This is a genomic window from Streptomyces sp. Xyl84, assembly GCF_059731885.1.
On sequence record NZ_AP029182.1, the window covers coordinates 665,138 to 682,739 of the forward strand.

General features: G+C 73.1%; 9 protein-coding genes and 4 pseudogenes. 7 read left to right on the forward strand and 6 right to left on the reverse strand.

The genetic code is table 11. The features are described from left to right. Positions 1 to 45: 45 nt before the first annotated feature. The 3 genes from AC6I72_RS02885 to AC6I72_RS02895 form a co-directional block, all read right to left on the reverse strand. Positions 46 to 1,176: an AraC-like ligand-binding domain-containing protein gene (locus AC6I72_RS02885; RefSeq protein ID WP_497999195.1), complete on the reverse strand. Its 1,131-nt coding sequence runs from the start codon at positions 1,174 to 1,176 to the stop codon at positions 46 to 48. Between the two features lie 274 nt (positions 1,177 to 1,450). Then, positions 1,451 to 3,775, reverse strand: a complete 2,325-nt coding sequence (locus AC6I72_RS02890; protein ID WP_497999196.1) for an ATP-binding protein — start codon at positions 3,773 to 3,775, stop codon at positions 1,451 to 1,453. Positions 3,776 to 4,434: 659 nt separating this feature from the next. Next, entirely contained in the window at positions 4,435 to 4,923 is a 489-nt protein-coding gene (locus AC6I72_RS02895; protein WP_497999198.1) for a GNAT family N-acetyltransferase, read from the reverse strand. A gap of 270 nt (positions 4,924 to 5,193) precedes the next feature. On the opposite strand from AC6I72_RS02895, the gene AC6I72_RS02900 reads away from it, so the two are divergent. Continuing rightward, the gene (locus tag AC6I72_RS02900; RefSeq protein WP_497999200.1) at positions 5,194 to 6,879 is read left to right on the forward strand and encodes a ribonuclease J; all 1,686 of its coding nucleotides are present in this window, start codon (positions 5,194 to 5,196) and stop codon (positions 6,877 to 6,879) included. A gap of 148 nt (positions 6,880 to 7,027) precedes the next feature. On the opposite strand, the gene AC6I72_RS02905 is transcribed toward AC6I72_RS02900, so the two are convergent. Further along, positions 7,028 to 8,950 carry an ABC transporter ATP-binding protein gene (locus tag AC6I72_RS02905; protein ID WP_497999201.1) on the reverse strand — a complete coding sequence of 641 codons (1,923 nt, stop codon included), beginning with the start codon at positions 8,948 to 8,950 and terminating at the stop codon, positions 7,028 to 7,030. 215 nt (positions 8,951 to 9,165) lie between these two features. Further along, a pseudogene (locus AC6I72_RS02910) lies at positions 9,166 to 9,375 on the reverse strand (LysR family transcriptional regulator); the annotation flags it as partial. Positions 9,376 to 9,452: 77 nt separating this feature from the next. Between AC6I72_RS02910 and AC6I72_RS02915 the strand changes: the two are divergent. The 6 genes and pseudogenes from AC6I72_RS02915 to AC6I72_RS02940 form a co-directional block, all read left to right on the forward strand. After that, positions 9,453 to 9,885 (forward strand): annotated as a pseudogene (locus AC6I72_RS02915) (amidohydrolase family protein); the annotation flags it as partial. Between the two features lie 44 nt (positions 9,886 to 9,929). Further along, positions 9,930 to 10,903: pseudogene (locus AC6I72_RS02920) on the forward strand (fumarylacetoacetate hydrolase family protein). Positions 10,904 to 11,068: 165 nt separating this feature from the next. After that, a complete protein-coding gene (gene cutA, locus AC6I72_RS02925) occupies positions 11,069 to 11,404 on the forward strand; it encodes a divalent-cation tolerance protein CutA (RefSeq protein ID WP_497999202.1) in 336 nt (111 codons plus the stop codon). A 212-nt stretch (positions 11,405 to 11,616) separates the two neighbouring features. Beyond that, complete coding sequence (locus tag AC6I72_RS02930; RefSeq protein WP_497999204.1) at positions 11,617 to 14,709, forward strand: discoidin domain-containing protein; 3,093 nt, start codon at positions 11,617 to 11,619, stop codon at positions 14,707 to 14,709. A gap of 183 nt (positions 14,710 to 14,892) precedes the next feature. Next, a complete protein-coding gene (locus AC6I72_RS02935) occupies positions 14,893 to 16,101 on the forward strand; it encodes a PP2C family protein-serine/threonine phosphatase (RefSeq protein ID WP_497999205.1) in 1,209 nt (402 codons plus the stop codon). A 513-nt stretch (positions 16,102 to 16,614) separates the two neighbouring features. Further along, positions 16,615 to 16,743: pseudogene (locus AC6I72_RS02940) on the forward strand (short-chain dehydrogenase); the annotation flags it as partial. A 71-nt stretch (positions 16,744 to 16,814) separates the two neighbouring features. Here the strand turns inward: AC6I72_RS02940 and AC6I72_RS02945 are convergent. After that, positions 16,815 to 17,150 carry a hypothetical protein gene (locus AC6I72_RS02945; RefSeq protein WP_497999207.1) on the reverse strand — a complete coding sequence of 112 codons (336 nt, stop codon included), beginning with the start codon at positions 17,148 to 17,150 and terminating at the stop codon, positions 16,815 to 16,817. Positions 17,151 to 17,602: the final 452 nt, after the last annotated feature.

Below are 17,602 nucleotides of genomic sequence, written 5' to 3' on the forward strand. Positions count from 1 at the left end.
GGCTCTGACCGTCGCCTGCCGGGTTCAGGCCGCACGGTGACGGATTCAGGCCGCACGGGAGGCGCTCCGGCCGTCGCCGTCGTGAGCCGTCCGCCGGGCACGTGGCCCCACCTCGGCGTACGGCGCCCGCTCGGGGTGCGGCACCCGCTCATCAGGGTGCGGCACCCGCCCCGCTGCGGCTTCCGGGGCCCGGTCGCCGTACCGGCCGTACGGGTCCTGCGGGGGCGTGCCCGAGGTCGCGAGCCGGCGCCATTCGCTGGGCGTGTGCCCGTACATCCCGCGGAAGACCCGGCTGAAGTGGGCGGGGTTCACGAAGCCCCAGCGGTGCGCGACCGCGGCGACGGCGGGCGCGGCCCGGCCGCCGCGTGCCAGTTCGCGCGCACACTCCTGCAACCGGCGCCGCTGGATGAGCCGGGCCACGGTCACCCTCTCGTCCTCGAACAGCCGGTGCAGGTACCGCACGGAGATGTGGTGGGCGGCGGCCACGGTCTCGGGCGCCAGAGCGGGGTCCTCCAGATGGCGGTCGATGTGGTCGCGGATGCGCAGCACCAGCTCCTCCCGTCCGGTTCCGGCGCCGCCGAAGGGGCTGCGTTCGGCGGCGAGGGTGGCGAAGAGGTCGACGACGGTGGCCGCGAGCCGCGCCCCGACGGCCGGTGCGTAGGAGTGGGCCGAGGCGAGCAGCCGGGTGAGGAAAGGGCTGAGGACGGCACCGATCCCGTCGGTGGGCGCGACGGCCGTCACCGCGAGCCCGCGCAGTTCCCCGTCGGAGACGTCCAGTTCCCGGCGGGGCAGGTGGAGGATGTGGCAGGCGAACCGCGCGGGGAAGTCCAGGGTGTACGGCCGTGAGGTGTCGTGGACCAGGAGGTCCCCGGCGCCCGCGACGGCGTGCCGGCCGTCCTGGAGCAGGGACGCCGTGCCCGCGGTCAGGACGAGGACCCCCACGGCGGCCTCGTCCGCCGTCCGCTGGTGCGCCGCCGTGCGGCTGATGCGCTGGGCGTCGGACTCCAGGGTGCAAAAGCGCAGGCGGCCGAGGCGGCCACTGGTGATCCGGCCGGTGAGGGGGCCGCTGCCGCGGGGCGTGACGGCCATCGGGAGGAGGGCCGAGCCCAGCGCGGCCCGCCAGCGGTCGAGCCGGTCCCGGCCGGGCACCGCGTCCGTCGACGGGGCAAGCTCCACGTGGTTCTCCTCCTCTTTCTTTCCGACAGGAGAAATCAACCAGCCGGGCAGGTCGCTGACCAGGCACTCTCCAGGCAGAAAACGCGGTGCCGGACGGAAGGGCACACACCGTCCCCGCGGTACCGGCGCACGTCCGTGCGCGCAGGGAACAGCTCCGTGCGCGCACGGAAAGGAACGGTCGCCGCCGTACACGTATCGTGAGGACCGGTTCTCCCCCAGGAGCGATGTCCCGGCCGGCACCGGGGTGTGCGGTCGCTCGGTGGGTGCGCCGGGGTCAGTTCAGGTGGGGCGCAGGTCGGACCGGGGCGGGGTCGGCGAGTCGGGAGCGGGCCACGGCGACCCGCTGGGGGTCGGCACCCGCGCCGAGCGCGACGCACCGCTCGAACGCCTCGTGCGCCTCGGCGGTCCTGCCCGCCGCGAGGAGGGCGTCGCCGAGCGTGATGAGGTAGCGGCTCTCCAGCGCGGTGTTGCCGTCCGCGTGACAGAGGTCGACCGATTCCCGCAGGTTCTCCACCGCTTCGTCCCAGCGCCCCAGACGGCTGTAGCTGATGCCCAGCCCTGCCAGCGCGTTGACCCGTGCGAAGGCGGCGATGTGGGGTTCGATGCGCTCGCCGGCCGCATCCAGCCGGGTCAGAACCTGCCGGCTGGCCTCGATCGCCTCCTCGTGGCGCTCGGTCGCCCGCAGTGCCAGCGCGCGGCCGAGCAGGGCCTGGAGCATGCCGTGCAGGTCCCCGGCGGCGTCGAAGAGGGCGACGGCCCGGGCGTTGTGCCCGGCGACCTTGTCGTTCTCGCCCATGAGGCGGTGGGCCCAGCCGGCGTACTGGTGGGCCCATGCCTGCTGGGCGGGGTCGCCGGCCCGCCGGGCCGCGTCCAGCGCGCGGGCGGAGTACCGGAGGCTGTCCGCGGGTCTGCCCTCGCACAGCAGGACGGCCCAGGCGTAGTAGTTGAGCTGGGTCGCTTCCACGAGCGGGTCACCGAGCGCCTCGGCGGAGCGCACGGCGGTGCCGTAGACCTCCGGCCAGTGCCCCCAGAAGATCCACTGGTCGGAGAACCAGTGCAGGGACTCGGCCACCTCGACGACGGTGGCGTGGTCGCCGTCCTCCGCCGCCGCGTGCAGGGCCGCCAGCCAGTTGGCCGCCTCGGCCTGGAGCCACTCGCGGGCCTTGTCGGCGCTGGACAGGTCCACCGTGCCCCGCCAGGTGGGAGGCGGGGCGCCGTGGTCGGGTTCGTACCACCGGCCGGCGACGACGGCCGTCTCCAGCAGCCAGCGGAACATCGCCCGGCGGGCCCGCTCGGCGTCCTCGGGGTTCTCCTGCGCGGTGAGGCGGTCGCGGCCGTACAGGCAGAGCAGGTCGTGGAGACGGTAACGGTCCCCGGTGACGCCGAGGAGCCCCGCCTCGACCAGTTCCTCCAGGGTGTCCTCGGCGTCGTAGAGGTCCTGGCCGGTGAGCCGGGCGGCGCAGGCGGCGCCGACGTCCGGACCGGGGACCAGGGACAGGCGCCGGAACAGCCGTGCGGCGGCGGGGGTGAGCTGCCGGTACGACAGGTCGAAGGCGCTCGCCACCCGTATGTCCCCGGCGGCCAGCGCGTCCAGCCGCCGCTCCTCGCGCGCCAGCCGGTCCGCGAGCCGGCGTACGCTCCAACCGGTGCGCGTCGCCAGCCAGTTGCCCGCCACCCGCAGGGCCAGCGGCAGGTGTTCGCAGAGCCGGGCGACCTCCTCCAGAGCTTCCGGTTCGGCGCTCGCCCGGTCGGCGCCGACGAGCGCGGTCAGGAAGGCGGCCGACTCGGCGGGCTCGAGCGTCCCGAGCGGCAGCCGGACCACGTCGTCCAGACCGGTGAGCATACGGCGGCTGGTCACCAGGACGAGCGTCCCGCCGGAGCCGGGCAGCAGGGGGCGTACCTGCGCCTCGTCGCGGGCGTTGTCGAGGACGAGCAGGCAGCGGCGGTCGGCGAGGACCTGCCGGTAGACGGCGGGGTGGGCCTGCGGGCCGGCCTTCGCCAGGTCGCGGTCGGGCACGCCGAGCGCCTTGAGCACCTGGACCATCAGCTCGGAGGGGGCGGGCGGGGTGTCGTCGGTCCCCCGCAGGTCCACCATGAGCTGGCCGTCGGGGAACCGGCCCGCCAGCCCGCGGGCGGCGCGCAGGGCGAGGGTCGTCTTGCCCGTGCCGGGCGCCCCGTGGACGGCGACGACGACGGACCGGGTGTGCGCGGCCCCGGCTCCCCCGTCGGCGCCGCGTTCCGCGGCGCCCTGGTCCGCGGACGGTCCGGCGAGTGCCTCCAGGCGGGCCAGTTCGTCGGCGCGGCCGACGAAGTCGTCGATACCGCGCGGGAAGGAACGGACGCCGACGGGGCTGTACCCGGGAGCACGTCCGGTACGGGCGGCGGCGAGCAGCCGTTCCCGGCCGGTGTCGTCGAGTCCGAGTCCGTCCGCGAGCGCGGCCACCGTCCGCCGTTGCGGCGCGGCCCGCCGTCCGCGTTCCAGGTCGCCGATGCCGCGCACACTGACGCCGGACGCCTCCGCCAGCGCTTCGATGGTCAGCGACTTGGTCTGACGCATCTTTCGCAGCAGGGCGCCGAACGCCGCCTCTTGTGCGGACACGTCCGCCCCTTTCGCCCTGGATATTGAAGATTCTAATAGAACGGGGGAAGTGCTGGTCACAGGGCCGATGAGGGGGTGCGCTGCGGGGTCCGGGCGGTCCACATCCGGCCGCGGCGCGGCCCGCCGGTGTCCCGGCCGCCGCCGGGAGGGCCGCACGCCGCGCCCCCCGTCACGACGAAGGCGCCTCCTGGCCGAGAGCAGGGCGGCCTCCTCGTACGGGGACGGGGCGCGCGCGGGGCGGGTGCCACCGCCCCCCTCGGCGCATCCGCCCGGCCCCTGGTCCCCCGCCCGGAACGCCTCCTCGCCGACCCCCGAGAAGGCCCCCGCCGCCGCGCTCGCCGTCACCGTCACCGGCCCCGGCGTCGGCCGGCTCGCCGAGGCCGCCTGCCGCGCCGCCGAAGCCGGAAGGGACGTCGCCGGCGCCTGCGAGACCTTCCAGGCCCGCGGCGCCACCGCCCTGAGCGCCCAGCAGCGGCTGCGCCTCACCGGGCTCACCGAGGGCGACCGGCGCCTCGGCCGCTCAGGACTTGCGGACGACATCACCCGCGAGGACGAACGGCCGCGCACCGTCCTGACCGCCCTCCGGTCCCGGGACCGGGGCGGGCCGGCGAACCCCCGGGCACCGTCCCGGCGGCACACCCGCCACGGACGGCCGTCGTTCATCGCGCAGGGACGCGGAACTCGAATTCGGGACGGTCCCACGGCACGGCGGGCGGGTTCGCGAGCGCGGTCCCGGTCCGCACGGCACCGACGCGGTGGTAGAAGTCCGCGGCGGGAAGATGCGACACGACCTTGACCCGGTCGAGCCCGGCGGCACGGGCCTCGCCCTGCATGTGCGCGACGAGCAGTCGCCCGATGCCCCGCCCTTGCGCGTCGTCGGCGACGAAGAGCAGATCGAGTTCCGGTGGGGCCAGGACGAGCGAGTAGAACCCGAGGACCCGGCCTCCGGGCTCGTCTGCGCCGACGGCTGCGAAGGCCCGGTGGGCCTCGAGGTAATCGGGACCCACCCGGTAGCCCGCGACTGCCGCCGCGTACTCACCCCGGTAGGCGCCCGAGCCGCGCACGATGCGCGTGAGCCGTCTGGCGTCCCCCGCGACGGCCCTGCGTATCGTGACCGGCGGGCTGACCGGGGACGTGCGTGAACTCATCGGGAGAGTAAACCAGACCGGCGCCGGTGTCCGACGTGCCGCCGGGCCGGCCGGGACGCTCCTCGCCGGGCACCGCGCGGACGAAGGCGGCCGGGGCCGCCGGACACGGGCCGTCCCGGGGCCGGGGACGGGGCCGCCGGGCGCGGCGCTCCCCCGGTAGCGGGGAGCGTGGTCCGCCAAGGAGGCCGCACCCCGGGAAAAGAGACCACGCAGACATGGATCACGCAGGCGATGGATCATCCCGCCCCCCTCTGCGGGTACCGTCAGGGTATGAGTCATCCCCACCCCGACCTCAAAGCCGCCCCGCCCCTTCCCGACGGAGGGCTGAGGGTCATCGCCCTGGGCGGCCTCGGTGAGATCGGCCGCAACATGACCGTCTTCGAGTACGCCGGCAAGCTGCTCATCGTGGACTGCGGCGTGCTGTTCCCCGAGGAGACCCAGCCCGGTGTGGACGTCATCCTGCCGGACTTCACCTCCATCCGGGACCGGCTGGACGATGTCGTCGCCGTGGTGCTCACCCACGGTCACGAGGACCACATCGGCGGCGTGCCCTACCTGCTGCGGGAGCGCTCCGACATTCCGGTCGTCGGCTCCAAGCTGACGCTGGCGTTCCTGGAGGCCAAGCTCAAGGAACACGGCATCCGGCCGCGCCCGGTGCGGGTGCGGGAGGGCGACCGGCGCGGCTTCGGGCCCTTCGACTGCGAGTTCGTCGCGGTCAACCACTCCATCCCGGACAGTCTCGCGGTCGCGATCCGTACCGGCGCCGGGATGGTGCTGCACACCGGCGACTTCAAGATGGACCAGTTCCCACTGGACGAGCGCATCACCGACCTGCGCGCCTTCGCCCGCCTCGGCGAGGAGGGCGTGGACCTGTTCCTGACCGACTCCACCAACGCCGAAGTGCCCGGCTTCACCACGTCCGAGCGTGAGCTGAACCCGGCGATCGAGCAGGTGATGCGCACCGCGCCGCGCCGGGTCATCGTGTCCAGCTTCGCCAGCCACGTGCACCGCATCCAGCAGGTCCTGGACGCCGCCCACCAGCACGGCCGCAAGGTCGCCTTCGTCGGCCGCTCGATGGTCCGCAACATGGGCATCGCCCGTGACCTGGGCTACCTGAAGGTCCCGTCCGGTCTGGTGGTGAGCACCAAGGAGCTGGAGAAGCTCCCGGACCACAAGGTCACCCTGGTGTGCACCGGCTCCCAGGGCGAACCGATGGCCGCGCTGTCCCGGATGGCCAACCGGGACCACATGATCCGCATCGGCAAGGGCGACACCGTCCTGCTCGCCAGCTCCCTCATCCCCGGCAACGAGAACGCCATCTACCGGGTGATCAACGGACTCACCCGGTGGGGCGCCCACGTGGTCCACAAGGGCAACGCCAAGGTGCACGTCTCCGGGCACGCCAGCGCCGGCGAACTCGTCTACTGCTACAACATCGTCAAGCCGCGCAACGTCATGCCCGTGCACGGCGAATGGCGCCACCTGCGGGCCAACGGCGACCTCGCCATCCGTACCGGCGTCGACCCGGACCGGGTCGTCATCGCCGAGGACGGCGTCGTCGTCGACCTCGTCGACGGGCGCGCGTCCATCACCGGGAAGGTTCCGGCCGGCAACGTCTACGTGGACGGCATGGAGGTCGGCGGCGCCACCGAGGCCTCCCTCAAGGACCGCCTCACCCTCGCCGCCGAAGGCGTGGTCACGGTGGTGGCGATCGTCGACGCGGACACCGGTGCCCTGGCCGAGGCCCCCGACTTCCTGGCCCGTGGTTTCGTCCACGACGAGGCCACCTTCGAGCCGGTCGTCCCGGTCATCGAGAAGACCCTGGCCACCGCGGCCGAGGAGGGCGTCGGGGACGCGCGCCAGCTCGAACAGCTCATCGCCCGCGCCGTGGCGAACTGGGCGTTCCGCACCTACCGCCGCAAGCCCCTCATCATCCCCGTCATCATCGACGCCTGAGACACGGCCCCGGAAGCGGCCGGGGCGGCGCGCCGGCCGCCGCCCCTCGCCGTCCCCGGGCCGGCCGGGTTCGAGGACGGCCGGGACGACGAGGGCCACCAGGACGACGACCGCGCCCGCCCTCCGGAACGTCCGGGAACCGCTGCGTTCAGGCGGGCCCGGTGCTCGTGCGCGCGGGTGACGGCGTCCCGCGGCCCCCGCCCGGTGCCGGGTCGGCCGGTCCCGGCAGCACGCCGGTGCCGGCTCCCGGGACCGGGCTTTCGAGGGCCGCCTCGGCGCTCTCGCCGAGGAAGCCGCCCGACTGGTGCCGCCACAGTCGGGCGTAGGCCCCGTCCGCCGCGAGCAGTTCCTCGTGGGTGCCCTGCTCGACGACGTCTCCCCGGTCGAGGACGACGAGACGGTCCATGCCGGCGACGGTGCTCAGACGGTGGGCGACCACGAGGGCCGTACGGCCGTCCATCAGCCGCCACAGGGCGTCCTGGACGAGGAGTTCGCTCTCCGAGTCCAGGGCGCTGGTCGCCTCGTCGAGCAGCAGGACCGGGGCGTCGCGCAGGATGGCCCGGGCGAGGGCGACGCGCTGGCGCTGGCCGCCCGAGAGTTTCACTCCCCGCTCCCCCACCAGCGTGCCGAAACCGTCGGGCAGCTGGCAGGCGAACTCCGTGACGTGCGCGGCCGCGGCCGCCGCGTGGATCTCCTCGTCGGTGGCGCCGGGCCGGGCGAAGGCGATGTTGTCCCGCAGGCTGCGGTGGAACAGGGCGGGTTCCTGCGGGACGTAGGCGATCAGTGAGCGCAGGTCGCTCTGGCGCAGCCGGCTGATGTCCTGACCACCGATCAGGATGCGTCCGCCGTCGATGTCGGACATCCGCAGCAGGAGCCGGGTGAGCGTGGTCTTGCCGCCGCCGGACCTGCCGACCAGACCGATCCGTGCGCCCGCGGGCACGTCCAGGGTCAGTCCCCGGAAGATCGGCTTCGCACCCGCGTGGGCGAAGGTGACCGCCTCGAAGCGGATGCCGGTGTCGTCCCGCCGCGCGAGCGGTTCGGGTTCCGGCGGGTCGAGCACGGTGGGCGGGTCCAGCAGCAGCTCCGTGAACTGCGCGGCCTCCGTCATCGAGCTTTCCAGACGCCGGTAGATCTGGTTGAACTCGAACATGATCTGGGTCGCGTTGGAGTAGTAGGTGAACGCGACGACGACCTCCTCCACTCCCTGGCCGGAACCGCCGAAGGCGACCGCGACCAGCAGCCCCAGCACGTTGGTCAGCACGGACATGGGGGCGATCAGGACGTCCACGCGCAGATTGCCGTAGTCCCACGACCTCAGCGTCAGCCGCCGGGACTCCGCGACCCGGGCGCGGTGTTCGGCGGCCTCCCGCCGCTCGGCCGCGAACGCCCGGACGGTCTCCATGTTCATGAGGCTGTCGGCGACGTGGCCGGAGACCCGGGCGATCGCCGCCTCGCGGTCGTCGACGAGCCGTTGCCGGCGACGGATCAGGGGTGCCGCGGCCACCACGGTCAGCGCGATCATCACCAGGAGGCCGAGGACGAGCATCGGTTCGTAGCTCCACAGCACCGCGGCACCGAACACCAGGGGGACGAGACTGCCCACGACCCGGTACGTCACCGTGTCGACGAAGTCCTCGAAGCGTCTGCCGAAGCTCAGGACCCGCTTGGTCAGGGAGCCGGCGAAGTTGTCGTGGAAGAACGCCGCGTCCTGGGCGAGGAGTTCGTCCATGCCCCTGACGTACAGGTGTTCCGAACCGAGGGCGTCCACGCGGTTCAGGCAGTGCTGGCCGACCCGCCACACGGCCTCGGCGAGCAGCAGCGTCACACCGAACCCCAGCACGTACGGCAGCGCCGAGGTGAGCGTGAGACCGCTGTGGCCGGCGGCCTGTCCTGCCAGTTTGGCGATCAGCAGGGGGGCGACGTAACGGATGCCGATGTTGCCCGCGGCCGGCAGCAGCATCGCGGGCAGGGCCAGCCGGTGCAGTCGCAGCAGTTCCCGGCCGTAGTACCGCGCTGCGAGCAGGACGGCGCTCCTGCCCGGCGCCGGCCCTCGCTCTTCTGTGTTCCCCATCACACTCCCGGAGGTTCGGAAGTCGGCAGTCTCCCGCCGGGGAAGGCGTTCAGTCCAGGCATTTACCGCGGATAGGCGATAACCGGACACCTGCGGACTCGGGGGGCGCGGCGGCGCATCCCGAGCCGGGCTCGGCGGTGGTGGGTGCCCGACGGACCGACGGGCCCGCTGCCGCCGCCGAGGGCGGTCGCACCGGGCCCACGCCTGCCCCGGCCTCACCCACGGTCCTCGTCCCTGGGGGGCAGTCCGGCCCCGACCCGCGCCGCCGTCTCGCGCAGCCAGATGTGGGCCGCGTCATGGGTGTGGACCGGGTGCCACCACAGGGCCTCGCGCAGCGGCACCGCCTCGTAGGGCGGCTCCACCACCCGGACGGCGGCGACGGGCGCCAGCATGCGTGCCGGCCGCGCCTGGATCAGACCGATGCGCGGCAGCTGGACGATGTCCGGGACGCGGACCTGCCCGGCCTGACGGGCCGCACGATGACGATGCTGCGGGAGCTGCCGTGAGCACGGCCCCCACCGTGGACGTCCACGCCCATGTGCTGCTGCCCGAGGTGGAGGCCCTGGTGTCCGGCCTGCCGGGGCTGGCGGAGGCGAAGGCACTGGACGCCCGGCGCAACGGTCCCGCGGCCCTGGCGCCGTCAGCGGACCCATGGTGCGCGAACGCGTTCCCCGGCTGACCGACCCCGCCGTGTGCCTGGCCGCGATGGACGCCCAGGGCGTGGACGTGTGGTCAGTCCCTCCCCCTCGCACGACCACCACTGGGCGGGCGAGGAGACGGCGGAGAAGGTGTACCGGCTCGCCAACGAGGCGACCGCTGCGCACTGTTCGGCCGGACCCGGCCGGCTGCGGGGACTCAGCCTCGTGCCCTTGCAGCATCCTGACCGCCCGGTGCGCGCCCTCGATCACGCGCTGGTCCAGGGCCTGCTGGGCGTCGGCTCCGTTCGCGGCGGCAACGCCTCCGCCCTCCTCTTCAAGGAGTGACCCCATGCGTCTTCTCACCCATCTGCGGCACGTCGATCTCGCCGTGCCCGATTACGACAGGCCTGCTGCGGGAATCCGGCGGGCTGCCCGGGCTGCTCACCGCGGGTGCCACCGCACTCGACGTACCGCCCGGCCCGCACGTGTCCCAGGTCCGGCTGCTGCCGCCCCTCCAGCCCGCCTCCGTCCGGGACTTCGTCACCTTCGAGGAGCACGTCGAGGGCGTACGGCGCTCGGTGAGCGGCGCCGTCGGCGTCCCGGAACAACGGTACGCCGCTCCCACGTTCTATTGCACCAACCCGCACGGCGATCTACGGTCCGCACGACGACATCCCCGTCCCGCCCGGTTCGACCGTGCTGGACTTCGAACTCGAGGTCGCCGCCGTCGTCGGCCGCGAGGGCCGCGACCTCACCCCCGAGCAGGCCCGCGACCTCACCCCCGAGCAGGCCCGTGACCTCACCCCCGAGCAGGCCCGTGACCACATCGTCGGCTACACCGTCTTCAACGACTGGTCGGCCAGGGACCTGCAGTCCGCCGAGATGACCGTCGGCCTCGGCCCGTGCAAGGGCAAGGACACGGCCACCACCCTCGGCCCGTACCTGGTCACCGCGGACGAGCTGGAGCCGTACCAGGACGCCGGCGGATTCCTGCGCCTGGCGCTCACCGCGGAGGTCAACGGCGAGACCGTCGGCACGGACCTCCTGTCCAACATGAGCTGGACCTTCGAGGAGCTGGTCGCCTACGCCTCGCGCGGTACGCGGGTGCTGCCCGGCGACGTCCTGGGCTCCGGGACCTGCGGCAACGGCGGCTGCCTCGCCGGACTGTGGGGCGTGCACGGCGAGCGGAAGCCACCGCCGCTGAAGCCCGGTGACACCGTCACCCTCACCGTGGAAGGGATCGGCAGCGTGTCCAACACCGTCGTACCCGGTGCCGCTGCCCGCCGGCCGGCGCCGGTCCCGGGAGCGGCCGTGAACGCCCCGCGCTCCGAGGGGCTGCGGGGCACGGTGGCTGCGGTCACCGGCGTGGCACGCGGCCGGGGCGCCGCCGAGGCGGAGGCGCGTTGAGACGGGAGGGCGCGCGGGTGACCGCCACGGCCGCTGGGTAGTGTCGGGACTCACCGAGCGGAAGGGCAGTTGCATGGCCAGCGACATCGTGATCGCACAGACGACCATCGACGACGAGGAACAGGCCCAGACCCTCGCCCGCGGCGCGGTCGAGAGCCGGTTGGCGGCCTGCGCCCACATCGACCAGCCGATCACCGCGACGTACCGGTGGAAGGGGGCCGTCGAGACCGCGCAGGAGTGGCGGATCTCGTACAAGACGACGAGAGAGCGGCTCCCAGCGCTGGAGGCCTGGGTCGCGGAGCAGCACAGCTACGAAGTACCGGAATGGATCACCCTCCCGGTGACGGGCGGATCCGTGGCCTACCTGAAGTGGGTGGTCGACGAGACCTCGCCGCAGTCCGCCGAGTAACTGCTCACACGGCGAACCACGGCGGGCGCCGGACGAGTTCACGCCCTGGAGGCGGGGCGGCGGCCCCGTCCCGCCATACGTACTGCGCCGTACCCGTTGACTCCCGCCCGGACGACTGTCGAAAATGCTGCCTTGACAACGTTGTCCGAACGGAAGGCCTCGCCGTGTCGCACCTCCCCGCCCAGGTCGGCCGCCGACGTTTCCTCCAACTCATGGCTGCCACCGGCGCGTTGACCGCCCTGCCTGTCGGCACCGGGGTGGCACAGGCGGCTGACGCGCCCGCCGCCGGGACGGCCACGGCCTCCGACGACATCGCCGCCACCTACCTGCGCGTCCTCGCTCAGCACACCCGCTGGTCCGAGACCCGGTGGGACGCGGCCCGCGGCTACTACACGGACAAGGACTTCGGCTTCGCCGTCGTCCTCGGCCATGCCGTGCTGCTCACCCACGGCAGCTACGACAGCGACCTGACCGGCATCGACCGCGACACCCTGCGGACACGCACCCTCGCCACCATCCGCCACTTCGCCGCCTCCAACCGGCTCACCGGCGGCGACCAGTGGGGCCGCACGCTCTTCTTCGACACCACCTTCCAGTCGTACTTCGTCATGGCCGCGAAGCTTCTGTGGACCGAGCTGGACGCGACGACCCGCGGCCACGTCGACGCGCTCCTGCGCGGCCAGGCGGCCTACACCGACGGTCTCGGCACCGGCGACGACCCGGCGTCGGGCTCCTGGACCCCGCACGGGCTGACCGGCGGCTTCCAGGGCGACACCAAGCTGGAGGAGATGGGCGTCTACGCGCAGTCCCTCGCCCCCGCGTTGGCCTGGGCCGGCGACGATGCCCGGCACGACGCGTGGCGGGAGCGCTTCGGCACCTGGTCGCGCAACGAGGCCGGGCTGCCGCCCGCCGACCTCGCCAACCCCGCCGTGGTGGACGGGGTGCCGGTCTCCCACAACACCGCGCGCAACCTCTACGACACGTTCATCGTCGAGAACCACGGCTCCTTCGGCCCGCACTACCAAGAGGAGTTGTGGCGCACCTCGGGCCGTAACTCCTCGCACTTCCTCGCCGCGGGCACTCCGCTGCCGGAGGTGCTGACCAAGCAGCCCAACGCCGCCCCGTTGTGGCGGACCCTGCTCGGCGTCATGAGCGACGCGGGCGAGCCGTTGATGCCGATGGTCAACGACCGCGAGCACCTGTACGGACGCGACGTCATCCCGCTCGCCTTCCTCGCACGGGTGCTGGGGGACCGCGCCGCGGCCCGCGCCGAGACCGAACTGGCCGCCCGCCTGGAGGCGTACCAGCAGTACGCGCCGCGCTACCGGCTCGCGAAGTTCTCCGGCGAGCCGAAGTACGAGCCCGAGGCGCGCGCCGAGATCGCCTTGAGCTACCTGCTGCACGTGTGGACGGCGCACACGCCCGTGGAGCCCCTCTCGCTCGAGGAGTTCTTCGCGCGGGCGGCCGGGGTGACGGACTTCGGTACCTGGCCCGGGCTCGTCTCGCACCAGTCCCCCGCGGCGTGGGCGGCGGCGGTCAGCAAGCCGGGCTTCGTGAAGTTCGCCTGGCAGCCGGCGCACGACGACTGGCTGTTCAAGCTGAGCGGCGGCACCCCGATGTTCCTGCCCTCGACGGCGGGCACGGTCGCGGGCCGCGCGGTGGAGACCTGGACGACGGTCCGCGACGGCTTCGACGGCAGCGCGACGCTGCTGCGTCTCGACACCGGCTGGGCCGGGTTCACCACGCTGGGGTCCGGCGCCGTCGTCTACGCGAGCAGCGGTACGGCTGCGGGCGAGGGGCACTTGGAGGTGTACAACCTCACGATGCCGGGAATGCCCGGCCTCGGCGGATCCCGCACCTTCCGCTTCGCGGAGGGCTCGGTGCGGGTGGCGGCGCAGGACGGGGCGAGCGCTCCGGCGGCCGGCGGGCGCGTCGACACGCTCGACGTGCCGCGCACCACCGTGCGTCACCTGCGCCTGCAGGGGGTGCGGCCTGATCCGGCGTACGGCTATTCACTGTTCGCCTTCGAGGCGCGCGCGTTGGCCGGTGGCGAGGACCTCGCGCGCGGCGGCGCGGCGACGGCCTCCTCGGCGGCCCCGGGCATGGGCCCGGAGCTGGCGGTGGACGGTGACGGGGCGACCCGCTGGGCGGTGGCCACCGCGGACCGCAAGCGTGCGGACAGCTGGCTGGCGGTCGACCTCGGCGCCGCGCGGGAGGTCGGGGAGGTGACGCTGCGCTGGGAGGCCGCGGCCGGGCGCGCCTACCGCGTGCAGGGCTCGGCGGACGGGGAGCGGTGGGAGGATCTCGCCGTCTATCCCCTGCCGCGGGCCCGCAGCCACGGCGGCTGGCTCGACGTGGACGGCCGCGCCGGTCTCGTGGTGCGCGGCGCGGACCGGGACCACCCCGTCTCCGTCTACGACGACGCGCTCGTCCTCAGTGACGGCCCCGCCGCCCCGGTCGTGATCGAGGGGTATCCCGCTGCCTCGCCCGACCGGTTGCGGGCGCTGGCGGCGCGGAAGGCGCCGTCGGCCGAGCACCCGCGGGTGCGGGCGGCGTACGTGGAGGAACACCTGAGTCTCTTCAATCTCTCCGCCGAGGAGGTCCGCACTCGTGTCTCGGTGCCGCAGGACGGCGCCGAGCGGTATGTCTTCGCGGGGACGCAGACCGTGACCGGGGACGGGATCGTCCACGAAAGCGAGTTGCCTGCGGCGCGGGCGCTGCTGCTGGCGCCGCGGTTCACGCTCGCCCCGGTCTCGGGTCGTTCGCTGCCTGCCGGGCTGCGGGTGAGTGTCGAGGACGGTGCCACGCTGCGGCTCTCGGGGGCCTCCTGCCGGGTGCGGGTGCGCGCGCAGGGCCGGACCGCGGTGGTGTCGGTGCGCTCCGGCGGGCGGCCGGCCGTGGTGCGGCTGCACGGGGCGAGACCGTACCCGGTGAACGATCTGGCGCTGGGTCGCACGGTCTTTCCCACCAGCCCGCTGCCCGCGGGCATGTCGGAACCGTCCGCGGCGGTCGACGGGGACCCGGGCAGCTCGTGGCGGCCGGGCAAGGACGGCCGCCTCGTCGTGGACCTCGGCACGGCGCTCCCGGTGCGGGAGATCGAGACCGAGTGGACCGACGGCGACATTCCCGGCCTGCGAGTCGAGGGCAGTACCGACGGCATCGGCTACCAGGCCTGGGGGCGCGCCTCGGGGCGCGGCCGCACCCGCGCACTGCGCGTCCGCGCGACGGCCCGTTACGTCGCGGTGCGGGTGGAGGGCGGCGACGGGCACCGGGCGGCGCGGCTGGTACGGCTTTCGGCGCGCTGACGGACCGCTCCGCGTCCCATGCCCCCCGACGCACCGGCCGCACGATCGCCCACGGACGCCGCCTGACGAAGGCAGGCGTGCTCGCACCGCTCTGGTACACCGCCCTGACCAGACAAAATGGGGGAAATATGTGAGGTTGCAAAGACTCGGGGAAGAAGGTGCGGCAACCGACAGGAGGTTGCTGTGAGGGGTGGAGACCTGGAACTGGGCGAGTTGCTGGCCGCTGCGGAAGCGGCCCCGCCCGGTGAGTCCGTCGACGTGGTGGCACACGACCTGCGGAAGCGGTTCGGTGCGGAGGCCGTGTCCTTCCTGTTCGTCGACCTCATCGGCCAGCGGCTGGTACGCCTCGCCGCGACCGGTGACAAGGCCGCCGATCCGGGCGATCTGATCGACCTGCGGGGCAGCGTCTACGACAGCGTCCTGCAGAGCCAGCGCCAGTATGTGGAACCGGACGGCCAGGGCGGACGACGCGTCATCACGCCCGTCACCAACCGCGGCGACTGCATCGGCGTCCTGGAGGTGACCCTGCAGTCCGCAGACGACACCGTGCTGCGCCAGGTCCGCCACGCGGCCCACGCGCTGGCCTACATCATCGTCACGGACCGCCGCTTCACCGATCTGTACCACCAGGGCCGGCGCACCACCGAGACCAGCCTGGCGGCGGAGATCCAGCACCAGTTGCTTCCCTCGGCCTCCTGCTGCGAGGCGGCCCAGTTCACTCTGGCCGGCGGACTGGTCCCCGCCGACGACATCGGTGGCGACACCTACGACTACACGCTCGACCGCGACACTCTGCACCTGTCGATCACCGATGCCATGGGCCACGACACCAACTCTGCTCTGCTGGCCACCTTGCTGGTCGGCGCGCTGCGGCGGGCACGTCGCAGCGGTTGTGACGCCCTCAAGCAGGCACACCACGCCCACGAGGCCCTGCTGAGCCACAGCCGCGGCCTGGCCACCGGCCAGCTGCTCTGCGTCGACCTCGAGACGGGCCGGTGCGAACTGGTCAACGCCGGCCACCCCCGTCCCCTGCTGCTGCGCGGCAACGCCGTCGAAGAGGTGAAACTCGCCGTCAACCTGCCCTTCGGTGTGGCGGCACCCACCGCCTACCGTCTCCAGGAACTACTCCTGAGACCCGGGGACCGCCTGGTCCTGCTCACCGACGGAATGCAAGAACGCGGTGCCGCGGCCGTCGACCTGGCCTCGGTCGTTCGCGACACCCGCGCGCTGCACCCGCGAGAAGCCGTCCGGACCCTGACAGCCGCGGTGTCCGACGCCTGCCACGGCAACCTCAAGGACGACGCCACCGTCCTGATACTGGACTGGCACAGCAATCGCAGCCGTCCGGCCGGACCGAGCCCCGACCCCGCAGCCACGACGGCCTCCTCCTGAGTCCCTGCTGGGAGCGGGTCTGCTCGACGGTGGGGCGGCGGCGGACGAGCACGGCGACGGCCAGTCACCTTTGAGCGTCACTCACATGCCCGTCAGCGGTGGGGAGGATGTTGATCGGTAACGCTCTCGGGGGTGCTTGATACGTGGCCCGGCGCCCGGTCGTGATGCGGTGTCGCGCCAGCGCCGCCGTGGACCTCGCAGGCGATCCGGTCGCTCTCGGCCCGGATCCGCAGCGCACCCGAGCCGGCACCGCGGACGGCGCTGCCGGTGGTCAGCTCCGCCACCGCGCTCAGGAGTCGAGGCCGGGTTCGGTCCAGACCGTTTTGCCGGGGTGACCCGGGGGACGCCCCGGCGTCGGGCGAGTCGGTCGAGGAGTTGCATGCCGAAACCGCCGGGCTCGGTGTTCGCAGCGGCGCGCCCGCGGGGCCGACGGTCGCTGGAATCGCTGACGGCTATGCACAACCACCGCCCGTCCCAGGTGAGCTGGGGTCCCGCCGGGGAGGTTCGTAAACTCGGCCCGAGTCGCACGTTGTCGCGCCGCTGTACACCTCCTCGAAGGCGGCGCCGACGATGTCGACCACGCAGTACGCCAAGGGGCTCAAGGGCATCCGCGTCAACGCCGCCGACCCCGGCTGTACCGCGCCGAGCAGTGAACGGGACGGGGATCGCCCGTTCGACCACTCGGCATCGGGACTGATCCGTCTCGGACGGTGTCAGAGGATCTCGAGACTGAGGGCGCCCGAGACGGTGGTGAGTCCTTGTTCGGTGAGGCAGTCCAAAGGCTGCGTCGGGCCCGGGGAGAGAATGAACTCGACCACGACCGTGGATCCCGTGAAGTCACCCGATGCGACCTCACCGGTCATCACGATGGCCGAAACACCGCCAGGCCTCACGCTGATCGCGGTGGTGAACGCGAAGGTGCTGGAGCTCTTCCGGGGATTCGTCCAGTCGATTCGGCCGCTGCCCTCCGCGTCTTCCAGAACACAGGACAAAATGCCATGGCCGGAGAAGCTGACGGTGCCGGTCGTGTGGTCGAGCGGTAGTCCCACGCAGGGGCCTATCGCTCCGGAAGCGGACAGGGCCACCTGCCGCGGCAGGAGGGTCAGACCGGGGTTGTACGTGCTGGTTTCGTAACCGGGGCACGTCAGGACGGCTTGAGTCTGAGGTGCCGTTCCCCGGACGGCGGTCTGAGCTGCGGACGCTCCTGCCCCTGCGGTGGTGGTGGCTGCTGAGGCCGCAGGGGCCAGCGGCGAGGCAGCACACAGAGCGAGGGACATCAGAGCGGTGGTGAGTACTCGGCGCATGGAGCGCTCCTGCTTCTGGTACTGGGTACCTGACGTCTCAGTGCGGGGACAGAGCCGTTGTGCAATCGACCGATCCGTCGCCGCGCACGAGAATTTCGTGATGAAGGTGTGGCCGCTTGTGGTGTTCGCGTCCTGCTCCACCCCCGACGTGCCATGTCGGGCACGCGGCCGGCGCCTCCACGCACCGGCCGGCCTGC

Coding starts and splice junctions, on each gene's coding strand:
- AC6I72_RS02895 (WP_497999198.1), bottom strand. CDS start 4,923: ATGAGTTCACGCACGTCCCCGGTCAGCCCGCCGGTCACGATACGCAGG.
- AC6I72_RS02900 (WP_497999200.1), top strand. CDS start 5,194: ATGAGTCATCCCCACCCCGACCTCAAAGCCGCCCCGCCCCTTCCCGAC.
- AC6I72_RS02905 (WP_497999201.1), bottom strand. CDS start 8,950: ATGGGGAACACAGAAGAGCGAGGGCCGGCGCCGGGCAGGAGCGCCGTC.
- cutA (WP_497999202.1), top strand. CDS start 11,069: ATGGCCAGCGACATCGTGATCGCACAGACGACCATCGACGACGAGGAA.
- AC6I72_RS02930 (WP_497999204.1), top strand. CDS start 11,617: ATGGCTGCCACCGGCGCGTTGACCGCCCTGCCTGTCGGCACCGGGGTG.